Origin of the sequence: Streptomyces vilmorinianum, from assembly GCF_005517195.1 — a bacterium.
Taxonomy (GTDB): Bacteria; Actinomycetota; Actinomycetes; order Streptomycetales; family Streptomycetaceae; genus Streptomyces; species Streptomyces vilmorinianum.
Map to the genome: position 1 here is coordinate 1,536,554 of NZ_CP040244.1, position 16,555 is coordinate 1,553,108.

The 16,555-nt window shown below is 73.6% G+C and carries 17 protein-coding genes; 11 read left to right on the forward strand and 6 right to left on the reverse strand.

The genetic code is table 11. The annotated features are described in order from the left end of the window. Window positions 1-81: 81 nt before the first annotated feature. From FDM97_RS07185 to FDM97_RS07195, 3 genes are read left to right on the forward strand one after another with little or no spacing between them, the layout of a single operon-like run. Complete coding sequence (locus FDM97_RS07185; RefSeq protein ID WP_432816279.1) at window positions 82-1,401, forward strand: ferredoxin reductase family protein; 1,320 nt, start codon at window positions 82-84, stop codon at window positions 1,399-1,401. Next, window positions 1,394-1,585, forward strand: a complete 192-nt coding sequence (locus FDM97_RS07190; protein WP_137989420.1) for a hypothetical protein — start codon at window positions 1,394-1,396, stop codon at window positions 1,583-1,585. The genes FDM97_RS07185 and FDM97_RS07190 overlap by 8 nt, the downstream gene beginning before the upstream one ends. 37 nt (window positions 1,586-1,622) lie before the next feature. Beyond that, window positions 1,623-2,405, forward strand: coding sequence for a sulfite exporter TauE/SafE family protein (locus tag FDM97_RS07195; protein WP_137989421.1), 783 nt, complete (start codon window positions 1,623-1,625; stop codon window positions 2,403-2,405). 10 nt (window positions 2,406-2,415) lie between these two features. On the opposite strand, the gene FDM97_RS07200 is transcribed toward FDM97_RS07195, so the two are convergent. The 3 genes from FDM97_RS07200 to FDM97_RS07210 form a co-directional block, all read right to left on the reverse strand. Further along, window positions 2,416-3,033 carry a class F sortase gene (locus FDM97_RS07200; RefSeq protein WP_137989422.1) on the reverse strand — a complete coding sequence of 206 codons (618 nt, stop codon included), beginning with the start codon at window positions 3,031-3,033 and terminating at the stop codon, window positions 2,416-2,418. A 97-nt stretch (window positions 3,034-3,130) separates the two neighbouring features. Continuing rightward, window positions 3,131-3,637 carry a hypothetical protein gene (locus FDM97_RS07205; RefSeq protein WP_137989423.1) on the reverse strand — a complete coding sequence of 169 codons (507 nt, stop codon included), beginning with the start codon at window positions 3,635-3,637 and terminating at the stop codon, window positions 3,131-3,133. Window positions 3,638-3,830: 193 nt separating this feature from the next. Next, window positions 3,831-4,589: an aminotransferase class IV gene (locus tag FDM97_RS07210; protein WP_137994705.1), complete on the reverse strand. Its 759-nt coding sequence runs from the start codon at window positions 4,587-4,589 to the stop codon at window positions 3,831-3,833. 78 nt (window positions 4,590-4,667) lie between these two features. Between FDM97_RS07210 and FDM97_RS07215 the strand changes: the two genes are divergently transcribed. Genes FDM97_RS07215 through FDM97_RS07235 form a run of 5 tightly spaced genes read left to right on the forward strand, consistent with a single transcriptional unit; the run spans window position 4,668 to window position 9,600 of the window. Continuing rightward, window positions 4,668-5,288: an NADPH-dependent FMN reductase gene (locus tag FDM97_RS07215; RefSeq protein WP_137989424.1), complete on the forward strand. Its 621-nt coding sequence runs from the start codon at window positions 4,668-4,670 to the stop codon at window positions 5,286-5,288. A 15-nt stretch (window positions 5,289-5,303) separates the two neighbouring features. Then, on the forward strand, window positions 5,304-7,037 hold the full coding sequence (locus FDM97_RS07220) for an ABC transporter ATP-binding protein (RefSeq protein ID WP_137989425.1): 1,734 nt from the start codon (window positions 5,304-5,306) through the stop codon (window positions 7,035-7,037). Continuing rightward, window positions 7,034-8,869 (forward strand): ABC transporter ATP-binding protein, encoded by a 1,836-nt coding sequence (locus tag FDM97_RS07225; protein ID WP_137989426.1) that lies wholly within the window; start codon window positions 7,034-7,036, stop codon window positions 8,867-8,869. Before FDM97_RS07220 ends, FDM97_RS07225 begins: the two co-directional genes overlap by 4 nt. Window positions 8,870-8,884: 15 nt before the next feature. Continuing rightward, entirely contained in the window at window positions 8,885-9,208 is a 324-nt protein-coding gene (gene cutA / locus FDM97_RS07230) for a divalent-cation tolerance protein CutA (RefSeq protein WP_137989427.1), read from the forward strand. Continuing rightward, window positions 9,205-9,600 (forward strand): gamma-glutamylcyclotransferase family protein, encoded by a 396-nt coding sequence (locus tag FDM97_RS07235; RefSeq protein WP_137989428.1) that lies wholly within the window; start codon window positions 9,205-9,207, stop codon window positions 9,598-9,600. The genes cutA and FDM97_RS07235 overlap by 4 nt, the downstream gene beginning before the upstream one ends. Here FDM97_RS07235 and FDM97_RS07240 read toward each other — a convergent pair. The 3 genes from FDM97_RS07240 to FDM97_RS07250 form a co-directional block, all read right to left on the reverse strand. Next, window positions 9,551-11,935, reverse strand: coding sequence for a molybdopterin oxidoreductase family protein (locus tag FDM97_RS07240; protein ID WP_137989429.1), 2,385 nt, complete (start codon window positions 11,933-11,935; stop codon window positions 9,551-9,553). The genes FDM97_RS07235 and FDM97_RS07240 overlap by 50 nt on opposite strands. Window positions 11,936-12,041: 106 nt before the next feature. After that, window positions 12,042-12,746, reverse strand: a complete 705-nt coding sequence (locus tag FDM97_RS07245) for a SanA/YdcF family protein (protein ID WP_137989430.1) — start codon at window positions 12,744-12,746, stop codon at window positions 12,042-12,044. A 31-nt stretch (window positions 12,747-12,777) separates the two neighbouring features. Then, on the reverse strand, window positions 12,778-13,494 hold the full coding sequence (locus FDM97_RS07250) for an aquaporin (protein ID WP_137989431.1): 717 nt from the start codon (window positions 13,492-13,494) through the stop codon (window positions 12,778-12,780). Window positions 13,495-13,560: 66 nt separating this feature from the next. Here FDM97_RS07250 and FDM97_RS07255 point away from each other — a divergent pair, with 66 nt between their 5' ends. The 3 genes from FDM97_RS07255 (at window position 13,561) to FDM97_RS07265 (ending at window position 16,543) form a co-directional block, all read left to right on the forward strand. Beyond that, window positions 13,561-14,253 carry a hypothetical protein gene (locus FDM97_RS07255; RefSeq protein ID WP_137989432.1) on the forward strand — a complete coding sequence of 231 codons (693 nt, stop codon included), beginning with the start codon at window positions 13,561-13,563 and terminating at the stop codon, window positions 14,251-14,253. An 89-nt stretch (window positions 14,254-14,342) separates the two neighbouring features. Then, window positions 14,343-15,212, forward strand: a complete 870-nt coding sequence (locus tag FDM97_RS07260; protein WP_137989433.1) for a sirohydrochlorin chelatase — start codon at window positions 14,343-14,345, stop codon at window positions 15,210-15,212. Window positions 15,213-15,247: 35 nt separating this feature from the next. Then, a complete protein-coding gene (locus FDM97_RS07265; protein ID WP_137989434.1) occupies window positions 15,248-16,543 on the forward strand; it encodes a deoxyguanosinetriphosphate triphosphohydrolase in 1,296 nt (431 codons plus the stop codon). Window positions 16,544-16,555 lie beyond the last annotated feature (12 nt).

Here is a 16,555-nt window from a genome sequence, read left to right on the forward strand (position 1 = left end):
TTGGCGCAGCGGGCGGTGCGGGAGAGGGGCCGGGTGCGGCCCGGTGAGGGGTTGTGCCCACCCGTTCCGCCCTGCGGAACGATTGCCCACACCCCGAGAGTCGCGCCCCAGCAGCTACGCCACGGCATCGTCGGCGGCGCCGGGGTCGTCGCCCTCGTCTGGGGGTTCCAGGCCCATGCCTCCGCCCGGCTCGACGCCGTGTTCGCGACCGGCGCCCATCTGACCGGGCTGCTCGCCGGGTACGGCGTACTCGTCATGCTGTTCCTGATGGCCCGGGTCCCCGCCGTCGAGCACGGTGTCGGCGCCGACCGGCTCGCCCGCTGGCACGCCCTCGGCGGCCGGTACGTCCTCGGGCTCGTCGGCGCCCACGCGCTCCTCGCGCTCTGCGGGTACGCCGCCCACACCCGTACCGACCTCGTCACCGCCACCCGCGGGATGCTCGGCTACCCGTCCCTCGCCGCCGCCACCGCCGGCACCGTCCTGTTCGCCGCCGTCGGCGTCAGCTCCGCCCGGGCCGCCCGGCGGCGGCTGCGCCACGAGACCTGGCGGTCGCTCCATCTGCTCAGCCATCTCGCCGCCGCCCTCGGCTTCGTGCACCAGCTCGCCGGCCCCGACCTCGCCGGGAGCGTGCTCGCCGTCTGGGTCTGGTCGATGGCGCACGCGACCGTCGCCGTCCTGCTCGTCTGGTACCGGATCGTCGTCCCCGTCCGGCAGGCGCTGCGCCACACCCTGCGCGTGACCGAGGTACGCGACGAGGGCCCGGGCGTCGTCTCGGTGACCGTCCGCGGCAGGGACCTGGAGCGGCTGTGCGCCGAGCCCGGCCAGTTCTTCCGCTGGCGGTTCCTGTCCCGCAGGCTCTGGCGGACCGCGCTGCCCTTCTCCCTCTCCGCGCCCGTCCGCGACGACACCCTGCGCATCACCGTCAAGGCGCTCGGCGACCACACCCGCCGGATCAGGCGCCTGCGCCCCGGCACCCGCGTCCTGGCCACCGGCCCCTTCGGCGCGCTCACCGCCCACCGCCGCACCCGCCGCAAGGTGCTGCTGCTCGCCGGGGGCGTGGGGATCACCCCGATGCGGGCGCTCTTCGAGACCCTGCCCGGCGGACCGGGCGACGTGACGCTGCTGTACCGGGCCTCCGACGCGGACGGGCTCGTCCTGCGCGAGGAACTGGAGCGGATCGCCCGCGCGCGCCAGGCCGCCCTCCACTATCTCCTCGGTCCGTCCGACGCCTCCTTCGACCCCCTTGCCCCGCAGGCCCTGCGCGACCTGGTGCCCGACGTCGCCGCCCACGACGTCTATCTGTGCGGGCCGCCCGCGATGGCCCGCGCGGCCACCGACGCTCTCGTCCGGGCCGGGGTGCCCGCCCGCCGCATCCACACCGAGGACTTCAGCCATGACTAAGCACCGCGCCCGGCGCGACCACGCCACCGAACGGGCCCGGCGCCGGCTCGCCGCCGGGCTCCTGGCCGCCGGCGCCCTCGCCGCGACCTTCCTCACGGCCGCCGTCGACCCGGCCGCACCGCCCGCGCCCGACCGGGCCCCGACCGGGACAACCTCTGACGTAGCTCAACTCTCCCGGGATTGATGGACGGCACACCCATCGCCTCCCTAGGCTCGCGATCATGCCTCCTGACGTCTCCCTGACCACGCTCGTCCTGCTCTGCGCCGCCGCTCTCGTGGCCGGCTGGATCGACGCCGTGGTCGGCGGGGGAGGGCTCCTGATGCTGCCCGCGCTGCTGCTCGGGCTCCCGCAGGTCCCGGCGGCCCAGATCCTCGGCACCAACAAGGCCGTCGCGATCGTCGGCACGTCCGGCGCCGCGATCACGTACGTACGCAAGGCGCCCGTGCAGGTGAGGACGGCGGTACGGATCGGGCTCGCGGCCCTCGCCGGGTCCATGGGCGGCGCCTTCTTCGCCGCCGGGATCAGCAGCGAGGTGCTGCGCCCCGTGATCATGGTGGTGCTGCTCGGCGTCGCCGCCTTCGTGATGCTGCGCCCGTCCTTCGGGACCCGCGCGGAGGACAAGGCCCCGGTGACCCGGGCCAGGATCGTCGCCGCGATCGTGCTCGTCGGCGGCGGGATCGGCTTCTACGACGGACTGTTCGGACCGGGCACCGGCACCTTCCTGGTCCTCGCGCTCACCGCCGTACTCCATCTCGACCTGGTGACCGCTTCGGCCACCGCCAAGATCGTCAACGTCTGCACCAACGCGGGCGCGCTCGCGATGTTCGCCTACCAGGGCACCGTCCTGTGGCAGCTTGCCGCCGTCCTGGCGGTGTTCAACCTGGCGGGCGGGATGATCGGCGCGCGGATGGCCCTGAAGAAGGGCTCCGAGTTCGTCCGCGGGGTGCTGCTCTTCGTCGTCTTCTCGCTGGTCGCCAAGCTCGCCTTCGACCAGTGGAGCTGAGGACGGCCGGTCAGCGCACGCCGATGAGATGGCCGAAGGCCACGACGTTCCCCTGGTAGCCGGACTTCTTCGAGAAACCGCCCCCGCAGGTGATCACCCGCAGCTCGGCGCGGTCCGCCTCCCCGTAGACCTTCTCGTCGGGGAAGTCCTTGTTCCCGTACACCTCGACGGCGTCGATCGTGAAGACGGCGGTACGGCCGTCCTGCCGGTCCACCTCGATCCGGTTGCCCTTCCTGAGCGCGCCGAGCGCGTAGAAGACGGCGGGGCCCTGGGCGTTGTCGACGTGGCCGGCCACGATCGCGGTGCCCTTGGCGCCGGGCCGGGTGCCGTCCTCGTACCAGCCGGCCAGGTTGCGGTCGCCCGCCGGCGGGACGTCCAGCGCGCCGTCCGGGCCCAGCCCGAGCGGCGTCATGGGTGTGTCGACGTCGATCTCGGGGATGCGCAGCCGGACCGGGGCGGAGGGCGGCAGCGGGTCGGCGGCGGCGTCCGTGTGCTCGTTCGGCCCGGCGGCGAACGCCTGGGCGGCGGACGGGATCGGCGGGGTGACGTTCTCCGAGCCGTTCTGGACGAGCCAGATGCCGACGCAGGCGGCGACGGCTATGCCCCAGCCCTTGCTGCTGTTGCTCACCGAGCGTTCCTCCAGTGATGTGAGCAGAGAGAGATGTGGTCCTGCCCCCGCCGGGCCTCGATCGGGCGCGCGGCGGGGGCAGGACGGGCGGTGTACCTCAGCGACCCTGCGCGCCGCTCGCCCGGCGACGCAGGAGCCAGGTACCGCCGACGGCAGCCGCGGCCAGCACCGCCGCGCCTGCCGTGATCCGGGCGGTGTCGGGGCCCACGCTGCCCCCGACACCGGTCTTGACATGGCCGCTCGGGCCCTTGTGCTTGACGACGAGCTCGCCGCGAGCGGTCTTGCCGTTGTCGCAGGCCACGCTGATCCAGTAGGTGCCCGGCTTGGCGTGCTGCGGGACCGTGAACTGGCCGACCACGACCTCCTTGTGCGTGCTCGGATTCAGCTGGAACTCGCCCGCGCCGAGGGACTGCGCGTCACCGATGCCGTGGCCGTGGGAGCCGCAGGCGAGGGTGTTGACGGTGACGGTCGTGCCCGGGGTCGCGGTGGAGGGGTAGACCTCGAGGGCCTGGGAGTCCCCGGCGTACGCGGCGGGTGAGCCGAGGGCGCCGAGGGCCGCGACCGTCAGCGCGGTACCGGTGAGCAGGCGGGCAGTGGTGCGCATGGGGATCCTCCGGGGCGCGCGAGCGGTGTTCCGTAGGACCGAGGTAAGTGCCGCGGCGCGCCCCGCGCCTGCTGATGGAGAATCAGAATTACTCCGTCCGATGCGGTGTGTCGCCTGGCGGGCGGGCGTTTACGCAGGTCGGAGCGGGTTACGGGGTGTCAGCTGACACCCCGTGCCGAACGGGTGACCGGGTCTACAGCTCGTCCCACTCGACGGACTCGTACGCCGCGTACACCCGGCCCATCAGCTCCTCGTCCACCGTGAACTCCACCTCGTCGATCCGGCCCACCGGCGAGATCCCCCGCGAGTTCGTCACGAACGCCGCCCGCAGCCCGGTCAGGTCCGCCAGCGTCACCCGGCGCCGTACCGACTCCAGGCGGGACCGGAGGAGCGCCATCGTGACGCCGGTCAGACACGGGGCCGACGGCCAGATCAGCGAAGTGCCGTCCCAGAAGGCGATGTTGGTGATCGCGCCCTCCGCGATCTCGCCGGACGGGGAGGTCAGGAGCGCCTCGTCGAAGCCCTCCCGCCGGGCCGCCTCTCCGTGGTACGCCTGCCCGAAGCCGCCGAGGTGCTTGATGTGGGCCGCCGGGCGCCAGTAGTCCACGGACTTCAGGCGCTGCGGGGCCCTGGACGCCGTCGCGGGCTCGCGGAGGGTCACCACGGTGCGGACGCCCTCGTACACGTACACCCGCGCCGTCGCGTCCCGCAGGCCCGCCGTCTTCAGGGCGCCGGACAGGAGGGCGCGGACGTGCCCGCCGTCGACGGCCTGCCCGAAGAGCTCCCGGGTCGAGCGGTCGAGGCGGTCGATGTGCAGCCCGAGGCCCTGGACGCGCCCGTCCCGTACCTGCATCGCGGTGAAGTGGCCGAAGCCGCTCATGAGCGTGGCGAGGAGCCCGGGGTCGGCCGCCGGGACGCCGTCGATCTCGATGTGGGGCGGAGGTGTCGTCATACCCGTCATACCCCTCACCGTAGGCCCCGGGAATCGCCGCTTGACCTCAACCAAAGTTGAGGTACCACGATCCTCGGCATGGACCTCACGAACTCCGCGTACTCCGCGCCCGTCGCCCACTCCACGCCGCTCAGGCTCGCCGTCGTCGTCGCCAGCAACCGCGAGGGGCGGTTCGGGCCCGTCATCGCCGACTGGTTCCTCGCCCGCACCGCCGAACGCGCAGACTTCACCGTCGACGTCGTCGACCTCGCCGACATCGACCTGCCCACCTCCCTCTCGCACAGGCCCGACGCCGCCGTCCGCGCCGAACTCGCCAAGGTCTCCCCGGTCCTCGCCGCCGCCGACGCCTTCGTCGTTCTCACCCCCGAGTACAACCACTCCTTCCCCGCCTCCCTCAAGTCCCTCATCGACTGGCACTTCGGCGAGTGGCAGGCCAAGCCGGTCGGCTTCGTCTCGTACGGCGGCATGTCCGGCGGACTGCGCGCCGTCGAGCAGCTGCGCCAGGTCTACGCCGAGATGCACGCCGTCACCGTCCGCGACACCGTCTCCTTCCACCACGCGCACACGCACTTCGACGAGGACGGGCGCCACAAGGACCCCACAGCACCCGACGCCGCCGCCAAGTCGATGCTCGACCAGCTCGCCTGGTGGGCCGACGCCCTGCGGGACGCCAAGTCGGTCCGCCCGTACGGCGCTTGAGGACGGACGAGATCCATGCTGCTGCGACTCGTCGCCGGCCGGCTGCGGCCCCACCGGCGCACCCTCGCCCTTGTCGTCCTCCTCCAGCTCGTGCAGTCCCTCGCCTCCCTCGCCCTGCCCACCCTCAACGCCGACGTCATCGACAACGGGGTCCTGCGCGGCGACACCGCCCATGTCCTGCGCGGCGGCGGCCTGATGGTGGCCGTCACCCTCCTCCAGGCCGCCGCGGCCGCCACCGCCACCTACGTCGGCGCCAGGATCGCCATGGGCATCGCCCGGGACCTGCGCGGCACCGTCTTCCGGCGCGTCCAGGACTTCTCCGCCCGGGAGATGAGCCGCTTCGGCGCCGCCTCCCTCATCACCCGCACCACCAACGACATCCAGCAGGTCCAGACGTTCGCCGTGCTCATCCTCACCATGCTGGTCGCCGCGCCCCTGCTGTGCGTGGGCGGCATCGTGATGGCCCTCGACCAGGACGTCCCGCTCTCCGTCGTCCTGCTGCTCTTCGTCCCGCTGATGGCCGGGGCGGTCGGCACCGTCGTCCTGCGGATGCGACCGCTGTTCCGGGGCATGCAGGAGCGCGTCGACCGGGTCAACCGGGTGATGCGCGAGCAGATCACCGGCATCCGGGTCGTCCGCGCCTTCGTCCGCGACCGGCACGAGCGGGAGCGGTTCGCGGCCGCCAACGACGAGCTGCGCGCGGTCGGTCTGCGCGTCGGCCGGCTGCAGTCCGTGATGTTCCCGATCGTGCTGGTCATCTGGCAGCTGGCCACCGCCGGCATCCTCTGGGTCGGCGCGCACCGGCTCGACTCCGGCGCCCTGCAGGCCGGTTCGCTGATCGCCTTCCTCGGCTACCTGCTCCAGATCTCCATGTCGGTGATGATGGTCCTCTTCCTCCTCATGCACATGCCCCGCGCCGAGGTCAGCGCCGAACGCGTCCAGGAGATCCTGAACACCCGCCCCTCCGTCGCGCCACCGGTCGCCCCCGTGCACCGGCTGCGCGGACCGGGCACGCTCGACATCGTCGACGCCGGCTTCAGCTACCCGGGCGCGGAGGAACCCGTCCTGCGCGCGGTGAGCCTCAGCGCCCGGCCCGGCCGCACCACCGCCGTCATCGGCTCCACCGGCAGCGGCAAGACCACCCTCCTCGGACTCGTACCGCGCCTCTTCGACGCGACCGGCGGCGAGGTCCGGGTCGGCGGCGTCGACGTCCGCGCCATGGACCCCGGACTGCTCGCCCGTACGGTCGGACTCGTCCCGCAGAAGCCGTACCTCTTCTCCGGGACGGTGGCGAGCAACCTGCGGTACGGACGGCCCGAGGCGACCGAAGCGGAGCTGTGGCACGCCCTGGAGGTCGCCCAGGCCGACGACTTCGTCCGCGCCCTGCCCGAGGGGCTCGACGCACCGGTCTCGCAGGGCGGCACCAACCTCTCCGGCGGACAGCGTCAGCGCCTCGCCATCGCCCGGGTCCTCGTCGCCCGGCCCCGGGTCTACCTCTTCGACGACTCCTTCTCCGCCCTCGACCACCGCACGGACGCCCTGCTGCGGGAGGCGCTCAGGGAGGAGACCTCCGACGCGACCGTCGTCGTCGTCGCCCAGCGGGTCTCCACCATCCGCGACGCCGACACGATCGTCGTCCTCGACCAGGGCCGGGTCGTCGGCACCGGAACCCACGAGGAGCTCATGCGGGACAACCCCACCTACCGGGAGATCGTCCTCTCCCAGCTCACCGAGGAGGAAGCAGCGTGAGTGCCCCCCAGCGGCGAGGGCCCGCCGTGCAGCAGCGCGGGCCCGGCATCGCCACCCCCTCCCTCGAACGCTCCCTGGACTTCCGCTCCTCCGGCCTGCGGCTGCTGCGCACCATGGCCCCCGACCGCCCCCGCCTCCTCGCCGTCCTCGCCGCCGCCGCGGCCGCCGTCGCCCTCTCCGTCCTCGCCCCCGCGATCCTCGGCCGCGCGACCGACCTCGTCGTCACCGGCGCCGCGAGCCCGGCCGGCGTCGACTTCCCGGCCGTCGGCCGGGCGCTGGCCCTCGCCCTCGGGCTCGTGACCGGGGGCGCCGCGCTCACCTGGGCGCAGTCGCGGCTCGCGACGACCGTCGTCCAGCGGGCAGGACACCGGCTGCGCGCCCAGGCCCAGAGCAAGCTGGCGCGGCTGCCGCTGTCGTACTTCGACCGGCAGCCGCGCGGCGAGGTCCTCAGCCGGGCGACCAACGACATCGACAACATCACCCAGACCCTGCAACAGGCCTTCAGCCAGATGGCCCGGGCCCTGCTCACCCTCGTGGGCGTGCTCGTGATGATGTTCTGGATCTCGCCCCTGCTGGCCTTGGTCGCGCTCGCGACCGTGCCGCTGTCCCTGTTCGTCGCGACCCGGATCGGCAAGCGCGCCCAACCGCAGTTCGTCCGCCAGTGGGCCGTCACCGGACGCCTCAACAGCCATGTCGAGGAGATGATCACCGGGCACGCCGAGGTCGTCGCCTTCGGGCGTCGCGAGGAGGCCGTGGCACGCTTCGACGAGCTCGGCGAGGAGCTGTACGGGGCGAGCTTCCGCGCCCAGTTCATGTCCGGCTTCATCCAGCCGGCCCTCACCTTCGTCGGCAACCTCAACTACGTCCTGATCGCGGTGGTCGGCGGGCTGCGGGTGGCGAGCGGAACGCTGACCGTCGGCGACGTCCAGGCCTTCGTCCAGTACTCGTACGAGTTCAACGGCCCGATCACCCAGGTCGCCGCCATGGCCAATCTGCTGCAGTCCGGAGTCGCCTCCGCCGAGCGGGTCTTCGACCTTCTCGACGCGCGGGAGGAGTCCCCGGCGCCCGAGGGCGCCCGGCGCGCGGAGCGGGCCACCGGCCGGGTCTCCTTCGAGAAGGTGGCGTTCCGCTACGAGCCGGAGAAGCCGCTCATCGAGGATCTGTCGCTGACGGTGGAGCCGGGCCAGACGGTCGCGATCGTCGGCCCGACCGGCGCCGGCAAGACGACGCTGGTGAACCTGCTGATGCGGTTCTACGAGGTGACGGGCGGCCGGATCACCCTCGACGGCGTGGATGTCTCGGCGATGTCCCGCGAGGACCTCAGGTCCGGGATCGGGATGGTCCTCCAGGACACCTGGCTGTTCGGCGGGACCATCGCCGACAACATCGCGTACGGAGTCCCCGGGGAGGTCTCGCGCGATCGCATCGTCGAGGCCGCCATGGCCAGCCACGCCGACCGGTTCATCCGCACCCTGCCCGAGGGCTACGACACGGTCCTCGACGAGGACGGGGCGGGGCTCAGCGCGGGCGAGAAGCAGCTGATCACGATCGCGCGGGCGTTCCTGTCCGAGCCGGTGATCCTCGTCCTCGACGAGGCGACCAGCTCCGTCGACACCCGCACCGAGGTCCTCATCCAAAAGGCGATGTCCTCCCTCCGGGACGGCCGGACCAGCTTCGTCATCGCCCACCGGCTCTCCACCGTCAGGGACGCGGACGTGATCCTCGTGATGGAGGACGGGGCGATCGCCGAACAGGGCACACACGAGGAACTGTTGGCGGCGGGAGGCGCGTACGCCCGGCTGTACGCGGCGCAGTTCGCGACGGCGGCCTGACGGTACGGTGACGGCGTGACCCTCGCACTCACGGTACTGACCACCACCGACAGCGCCGCCAAGGCCCAGGAGCTCGCGCGCGGGGCGGTCGAGGCCCGCCTCGCCGCCTGCGCGCAGGTCTCCGGGCCCGTCACCTCCGTCTACCACTGGCGGAACGCGATCGAGACCGAGGAGGAATGGCAGGTCCTCTTCAAGACGACCGAGGTGCGGTACGCGGCGCTGGAGGCCCATCTCCTCGCCGTGCACGACTACGACACCCCGGAGATCGTCGCCACACCGATCGTCCGGGCCTCGGCCGCCTACCTGGCGTGGATCGAGGCCGAGACGGTGACTCCGTGAGGGAGCTGCCGTTCTTCGTGTACGGCACGCTGCGGCCCGGCGAGTACAACCACGACCGCTTCCTCCTCGGCCGGACCTCCTCGGAGGAGCCGGCCGGGCTCCCGGGCGCGCTCCTGTACGACGGGCCCGGCTATCCGTACGCCGTTCCCGGCGACGGCCGGATCGCGGGCGACCTGGTGACCGCCGCGCCCGGCGCGTACGGCGAACTGCTCTTCGTACTGGACCACCTGGAGGGGCCCGCGGGCTACGAGCGGGCCGAGCGCGAGGTGGTACGAGAGCGGGACGGGGCCGTCGTACGTGCCTGGGTCTGGTTCGCGGCGCCCGGCACGCCGCACGGCCCGCTCATTCGGGGCGGGGACTGGCGGGCTCGAGGCGGACCGCGCACACCTTGAACTCGGGCATCCGCGAGACGGGGTCGAGCGCCGGATTCGTGAGCGTGTTCGCCCGCCCCTCGCCCGGCCAGTGGAACGGCATGAAGACCGTGTCCGGCCGGATGCCCGTGGTGATCCGGGCAGGCGCGACCGCCCGCCCGCGCCGCGAGATCACGGCGATCCGCTCGCCCTCGCCCACCCCGAGGCGCTCCGCGAGCCGCGGGTGCAGCTCCACGAAGGCGCCGGGCGCGGCCGCGTTCAGCTCGTCGACGCGCCGGGTCTGCGCCCCGGACTGGTACTGCGAGACGACCCGCCCGGTCGTCAGCACGATCGGATACTCGGCGTCCGTCTCCTCCCCGGCGGCCCGATGCACGACGGGCACGAACCGCGCCCGCCCGTCGACGGTCGCGAACCGGTCGAGGAAGAGCCGCGGCGTACCGGGGTGCGGCCGCGGAGCCGCGGCCGGCACGACACCGCCCGTCGCCGTGGCGCCCGCCCACGAGGCGCTCGCGCCCGTGGCGGCGTGCGCAGGGTCGCCGGGCTCGGCCCCGGTTCCGTCCGCGCCCGCTCGCGCGGCGCCCGGCACCGGGTCGCGGGGCTCGGCCCCGGACGTTCCCGAGGCAGGAACCACCTGGCTCGGCGCGTCCGCCACGCCCGCCGGCAGGTCGGCGGCCTCGGCCGCGAGACCGGTTGCTGTCGGCCGATCCGGCGCCGCCGCCGACAGGTCCGGGTCCGGCGCCGGCTCCTCCGGGCACGGCCAGAACACGCCGTTCTCCTCGCGGATGCGGCGGTAGCTGATGCCGGAGTAGTCCGCCGGGCCGCCCGCCGAGGCGCGGCGGAGTTCGTCGAAGACCTCCTCCGGGTCCGTCGGGAAGCCCTTCTCCCAGCCGAGCAGACCGGCCAGCGCGTGCAGTACCTCCAGGTCGCTGCGGACGCCCTCCGGCGGAGTGATGGCCCGCTGCCGCAGCAGCACCCTGCCCTCCAGGTTGGTCGTGGTCCCCGTCTCCTCCGCCCACTGGGTGACCGGCAGCACGACGTCCGCCAGCTCCGCCGTCTCCGACAGGACCACGTCCGCGACCGCCAGGAAGTCGAGCGAGCGCAGCCGCTCCTCGATGTGCGCGGCGCGCGGCGCCGAGACGACCGGGTTGGAGCCCATCAGGAGCAGGGCCTTCACGTCCTGCCCCAGCGCGTCGAGGAGTTCGTACGCGCTGCGCCCCGGCCCCGGCAGCGACTCCGGCGCCACCCCCCACACCCGGGCCACGTGCGCCCGCGCCGCCGGGTCGTCGAGCTTGCGGTAGCCGGGGAGCTGGTCGGCCTTCTGCCCGTGCTCGCGGCCGCCCTGGCCGTTGCCCTGGCCGGTGAGGCACCCGTAGCCGCTCAGCGGCCGCCCGGCCTTCCCCGTCGCCAGGCACAGGTTGATCCACGCGCCGACCGTGTCCGTCCCCTTCGACTGCTGCTCGGGGCCGCGCGCGGTGAGCACCATCCCGGTCTCCGCGTCGCAGAACATCCGCATGGCGTCGCGCAGCTGCGGCACCGGCACGCCGGTGATCCGCTCGACGAGCTCGGGCCAGTGGGACATCGCCCCGGCCCGGGCCGCCTCCCACCCCTCCGTACGCTCCCGGATGAACTCCTCGTCCGTGCGGCCCTCGGACACGACCAGATGCAGCAGCCCGAGCGCGAGCGCGAGGTCCGTCCCCGGCCGGGGCGCGAGATGGAGGTCGGCCTGCTCGGCGGTGCGGGTGCGGCGCGGGTCGACGACGATGAGCTTTCCGCCGTTCGCCTTCAGCTCGGTGAGGTAGCGCAGCGCGGGCGGCATGGTCTCGGCGAGGTTGGAGCCGACGAGGATCACGCAGCCGGTGCGGGGGATGTCCTCCAGCGGGAAGGGGAGCCCCCGGTCGAGCCCGAAGGCGCGGGTGTGCGCGGCCGCCGCGGACGACATGCAGAAGCGGCCGTTGTAGTCGATCTGCGAGGTGGCGAGGACGAGCCGGGCGAACTTGCCGAGCGTGTACGCCTTCTCGTTGGTGAGACCGCCGCCGCCGAAGACCCCCACGGCATCGGGTCCGTGGTCGGCGCGGGTCCGGCGCAGCCCGTCGGCGACGGCGGCGAGAGCCTCCTCCCAGGTGGCGGGCTTCAGGGCGCCTGTGTCAGGGCAACGGACCAGGGGCCCGGTCAGCCTGACCCGGGAGGAGAGCACGGCCGGGGCGGTGCGGCCCTTGCCGCACAGCGCGCCCCGGTTGACGGGGAAGTCCGTGCGCTCGACCACCTCGACGGACCGCTCGGCCGTGGGGCGGAGCGACATACCGCACTGGAGGGCGCAGTAGGGGCAGTGCGTGGGGGTGGTGACAGCCTCGGACATGCGGAAAGCGTGCGACGGGCGTGTTACGGGAAGGGGCGCGCCGGATTACAAGTCCTGTGCTTCCTGCTCCCCCGCGGACCGTCCGCGAGGTGAGGTCCTGCCAGGGTCAGCCCGCCGACGCGAGCGCCTCCGTCACGCCCTCCTCGCGCTCCCCGAGGAAGTGCGGATCCGGCCGCAGCGTCGCGTCCACGGCCGCCTTGCCCGCCGCGACGAGTTCCCGGACGCCGCCGTAGTAGAAGACGGAGTCGTGGGGTTCGACGACCTTGACTCCGTACGACTCGATTCCGGCCGCCCCGCACAGGGCCACGGCCCGCTTGATGTGGAAGTCCTGGGTGACGAGGACGGCCCGGTCGACACCGAAGATCTTCTTCGCGCGGACGCAGGAGTCCCAGGTGTCGAAGCCCGCGTAGTCGCTGACGATCCGGCCGTCCGGCACCCCGCGCTCGGCGAGGTACGCGCGCATGGCGTCGGGCTCGTCGTACTCGACCCGGCTGTTGTCGCCGGTGACGAGGACGACCTTGACCTTGCCGGCCCGGTAGAGCTCGGCGGCGGTGTCGAGGCGGTGCGCGAGGTACGGCGTGGGCCGCCCCTTCCACAGGCCGGCGCCGAAGACGACGGCGACGTCCTGGGCGGGCACGTCGGCGGTGGTCCGCAGCCGGCTGTCGGCGGCGGCGTGCGTCCAGGTGGCCGGCGCGAGGGCGAGGACGGCGCTCAGCATCACGGCCTGGACGGTGCGGCGCCGGGCGCGCGTGGTGCGCGGCAGCGGCGGCACCCGCTTCAGCCGGGCGAGTACCGGTCCTACGCGTCGCATGGACGAACCTCCGTCGATCTTGTCTGCCCCGTCACTCCTCTCGACGTCGAACGGGGCCGTTCGGTTCACCGCGGCCGTACAGAACGGCGGCGAGGGCGATGCCGAGCAGGGCGCCGAGCAGCTGCGCCCCGACGAATCCGGGCAGCGAGCCGGGGGCGATTCCGGTGAACGAGTCGGAGAAGGAGCGGCCGATCGTCGCCGCAGGGTTGGAGAAGGAGCCCGAGGACGTGAACCAGATCGCCGCCAGGATGTACCCGCCCACGGCGACCGGTGCGAGCGAGGAGCGGCCGATGCGCCGCAGGCCCTCGACGACCAGGACGAGCCCGGCGGTGGCGACGGTCTCGCCGAGCAGGAGATGGGTGTCCGAGCGGACCTGCGTGGACCAGGTGCCGGGGGCCCGACCGAACATGGCCTCGGCGAGGAGGGCGCCGATGACGGCGCCGACGAGCTGGGCCGCGGTGTAGGCGGTGACCTGGCGCAGGCCCGGCGCGTCGTCCTCACCGCGGCGGGCCCACCAGTCGGAGAGGGTGACGACCGGGTTGAGATGGCCGCCGGAGATCGGGCCGAGGAGGGCGATGAGCAGCGCGAGCCCGAGGGCGGAGGCGAGCGAGTTGGCCAGCAGCCGCACCCCTGTGTCCTGGCTGAGGGCGACCGCCTGGATGCCCGACCCGACGACGACGGCCACCAGGGCGGCGGTGCCGACGAGTTCGGCGGCCGCCCGCCGGGCGAGAGAGGGAGTCATTCGCATGCCGGAAAAGATATTCCGCTAGATAAAAGAATGAGGGGAGGAGGGGGCAACCCGTACGATCCGCGCATGATCATGGAAGCTGTCCGCAACAACGCCGAGTGGTGCGAGGCGATGTGCCGCGCCCACGGCCGCCCCGGCGCCTTCGGCCCGCGCGCCTGGACCAACGGCCGCCGCACCCCGCTGTACTACCCGGACGCGGTGACGCTGACGGCCGACGCGTCCGTACGGGACGTCCTCGACACCATCGACCGGAGCGCCCCCGGCGCCTCGGTCAAGGACAGCTTCGCCGGCCTCGACCTGGCCGGTGAGGGCTTCGAACTGCTCTTCGGGGCGCGCTGGATCCACCGGACCGCCGGACTCCCCGTGCCGTCCACGGACGCGTCGTGGCGCCCGGTCCGCACCCCGGAGGAGCTGGCCGCCTGGGCCACGGCGTGGAGCGGCGGGGACGCCGACGAGGCCGCCCTGTTCCGTGCCGAGCTGCTCGCCGACCCGGCGACGGCGGTCGTCGCGGGGTACGGCGCCGACGGCCGGATCGTCGGGGGAGCGGTGCTCAGCGACAGCGGCACGGTGACCGGCGTGTCCAACCTCTTCGCCGCGGAGGGCACCGACCCGGCCGAGGCGTGGGCCGGCTGTCTCGCCCTGGTACGCGACGGCGTCCCCGTCGTCGGCTACGAGTCCGGCGACGACCTGCCGCCCGCGCTGGCCCTCGGCTTCGAGGAGATCGGGGACCTGCGGGTCTGGCTGGACACGGGCGCCTGACAGCGGCTCCGGGCGGGCGGTGAGCCGAAGGAAAACAGTCGTGACCCTGGCGCAACGGGGCGGCAACGAGCCGCCGCCAGGATCGGTGCATGACGGAGCCGGACACCACGTTCGACAGCACTGCCGAGCTGCTCGGCCGGATCACGACGCAGCTCGGCAGCCAGCTGAGCCGTCTCCACCGCGACAGAACGCGCAGGCCGCCCATGAACAGGCCCACGAGCAGCCCCACCCTCGTCGCCGTCGGTCACGGCAGCCGCGACCCCCGGGCACGCGCCACGCTCGCCCTGCTGCTCGACCGGGTCCGTGAACTCCGCCCCGGCCTCGACGTCCGCCTCGCCCACATCGAGCTGAACGCCCCGCTCGTCGGCGAGGTCCTCGACGAGCTCGCGGGCGAGGACGCCGTACTCGTCCCCCTCCTCTTCGGCCGCGGCTACCACGTCAAGCACGACCTGCCCGCCGCTGCCGCCGCCGCGCCGGCGCCGCGGACCCGGATCGCCGCCCCGCTCGGCCCGCACCCGCTGCTGGTGGAGGCCCTCGCCGACCGCCTCGCCGAGGCCGGCTGGACCGCCGCCGACAGCGCGTCCCGCTCCACCGGCGTCGTCCTCGCCGCCGCCGGGTCCCGCGACCCCGAGTCCACCGCCGACATCCGCCGCACCGCCGCGCTGCTCGGCGAACGGCTCGGAGGCGTACCGGTCGTCGCCGCGTACGCCTCCGCCGCCACCCCCACCGTGCCCGAGGCCCTGCACGCCCTCGCCGCGCGCGGCCGCCACCGGATCGCCGTCGCCTCCTGCTTCACGGCCCCCGGCCTCTTCGCCACCCGCAGCGCCGCCCACGCCCCCTGGATCGCCTCCTCCCCCCTCGGCGCCCACCCCGCCCTCGCCCGCCTCGTCCTCCACCGCTACGACCAGACCCTCACCGCCCCCACCACCACCCCCAGGCGAGAACTCACCTCCGCCTAACCCCACCTGTCGGTCCCGCCGGTTACCTTCGGTGCATGGAAGGCATCACGGACACCCCCGGCTACGACGACACCGCGACCGAGCGCTGGGCCGCCGAGCCCGACAAGCGGCCCGGGCGGACCGCCTTCCAGCGGGATCGCGCGCGGGTGCTGCACTCCAGCGCCCTGCGCAGACTCGCCGGCAAGACCCAGGTCGTCACCCCCGGATCCCGCAGCCACGCCTGGGACGCCAGCCCCCGGACCCGGCTCACCCACTCCCTGGAGTGCGCGCAGGTCGGCCGCGAGCTCGGTGCCGCGCTCGGCTGCGATCCCGATCTCGTCGAGGCCGCCTGCCTCGCCCACGACATGGGCCACCCGCCCTTCGGGCACAACGGCGAAGTGGCCCTCAACGACTTCGCCAAGGACTGCGGCGGCTTCGAGGGCAACGCCCAGTCCCTGCGCCTGCTCACCCGCATCGAACCCAAGCGGTTCGTCCCCGACACGGAGAGCGGCGACCTCGTCAGCGTCGGGCTCAACCTCACCCGCGCCGCCCTCGACGCCGCCACCAAGTACCCCTGGCCGCGCGGCGGGCACCCCGAGGACCCCGACTCGTCCAAGTTCGGCGTCTACGAGGACGACCTCCCCGTCTTCGCCTGGGCCCGGCAGGGCGCCCCCGCCCACCGCAAGTGCTTCGAGGCCCAGGTCATGGACTGGTCCGACGACGTCGCGTACTCCGTCCACGACTTCGAGGACGGCCTGCACGCCGGCCACATCGACCCGAACATGCTCTTCGCCGAGCCCGAGCGCGCCGACATCTGGGCCGTCGCCATCGGCCGTTACGTACCGTCGGACACCGACCCGCAGGAGCTCGCCGACGCCCTCGACCGGCTCGTCGACCAGGACTGGTGGCCGCACGGCTACGACGGATCGGCCGTCGCCCAGGCCCGCCTCAAGGACGCCACCAGCCAGCTGATCGGCCGCTTCTGCCTCGCCGCCGAGGGCGCCACCCGCCAGGCGTACGGATCCGGCCGCCTCACCCGGTACGCCGCCGAACTCGTCGTCCCCCGCGAGACCCGCAACGAATGCGCCGTTCTCAAGGCCGTCGCCGACCGGTACGTCATGCAGCGCGCCGAACAGGAGGCCCTCCGCGCCGACCAGCGCATCGTCCTCGCCGAACTCGCCGAGGGCCTCACCGCCCGCGCCCCCGAGGGCCTCGACCCGCAGTTCCGCGCCCTGTTCGTGGCGGCCGGCGACGACCGGTCGCGCAAGCGGGTGATCATCGACCAGATCGCCTCCCTCACCGACGCCTCCGCCCGCACCCTCCACGCCCGCCTGCGCCCCCGCCGAAGCTGACCCTCGGCGGCC

Bases quoted from the DNA above. Each gene is read 5' to 3' on its own strand.
- FDM97_RS07245 (WP_137989430.1), bottom strand. From the start codon at position 12,746: ATGCGACGCGTAGGACCGGTACTCGCCCGGCTGAAGCGGGTGCCGCCG.
- FDM97_RS07260 (WP_137989433.1), top strand. From the start codon at position 14,343: ATGACGGAGCCGGACACCACGTTCGACAGCACTGCCGAGCTGCTCGGC.
- FDM97_RS07265 (WP_137989434.1), top strand. From the start codon at position 15,248: ATGGAAGGCATCACGGACACCCCCGGCTACGACGACACCGCGACCGAG.
- FDM97_RS07220 (WP_137989425.1), top strand. From the start codon at position 5,304: ATGCTGCTGCGACTCGTCGCCGGCCGGCTGCGGCCCCACCGGCGCACC.
- FDM97_RS07190 (WP_137989420.1), top strand. From the start codon at position 1,394: ATGACTAAGCACCGCGCCCGGCGCGACCACGCCACCGAACGGGCCCGG.
- FDM97_RS07205 (WP_137989423.1), bottom strand. From the start codon at position 3,637: ATGCGCACCACTGCCCGCCTGCTCACCGGTACCGCGCTGACGGTCGCG.
- FDM97_RS07215 (WP_137989424.1), top strand. From the start codon at position 4,668: ATGGACCTCACGAACTCCGCGTACTCCGCGCCCGTCGCCCACTCCACG.
- FDM97_RS07195 (WP_137989421.1), top strand. From the start codon at position 1,623: ATGCCTCCTGACGTCTCCCTGACCACGCTCGTCCTGCTCTGCGCCGCC.
- FDM97_RS07210 (WP_137994705.1), bottom strand. From the start codon at position 4,589: ATGACGACACCTCCGCCCCACATCGAGATCGACGGCGTCCCGGCGGCC.
- FDM97_RS07240 (WP_137989429.1), bottom strand. From the start codon at position 11,935: ATGTCCGAGGCTGTCACCACCCCCACGCACTGCCCCTACTGCGCCCTC.
- FDM97_RS07255 (WP_137989432.1), top strand. From the start codon at position 13,561: ATGATCATGGAAGCTGTCCGCAACAACGCCGAGTGGTGCGAGGCGATG.
- FDM97_RS07250 (WP_137989431.1), bottom strand. From the start codon at position 13,494: ATGCGAATGACTCCCTCTCTCGCCCGGCGGGCGGCCGCCGAACTCGTC.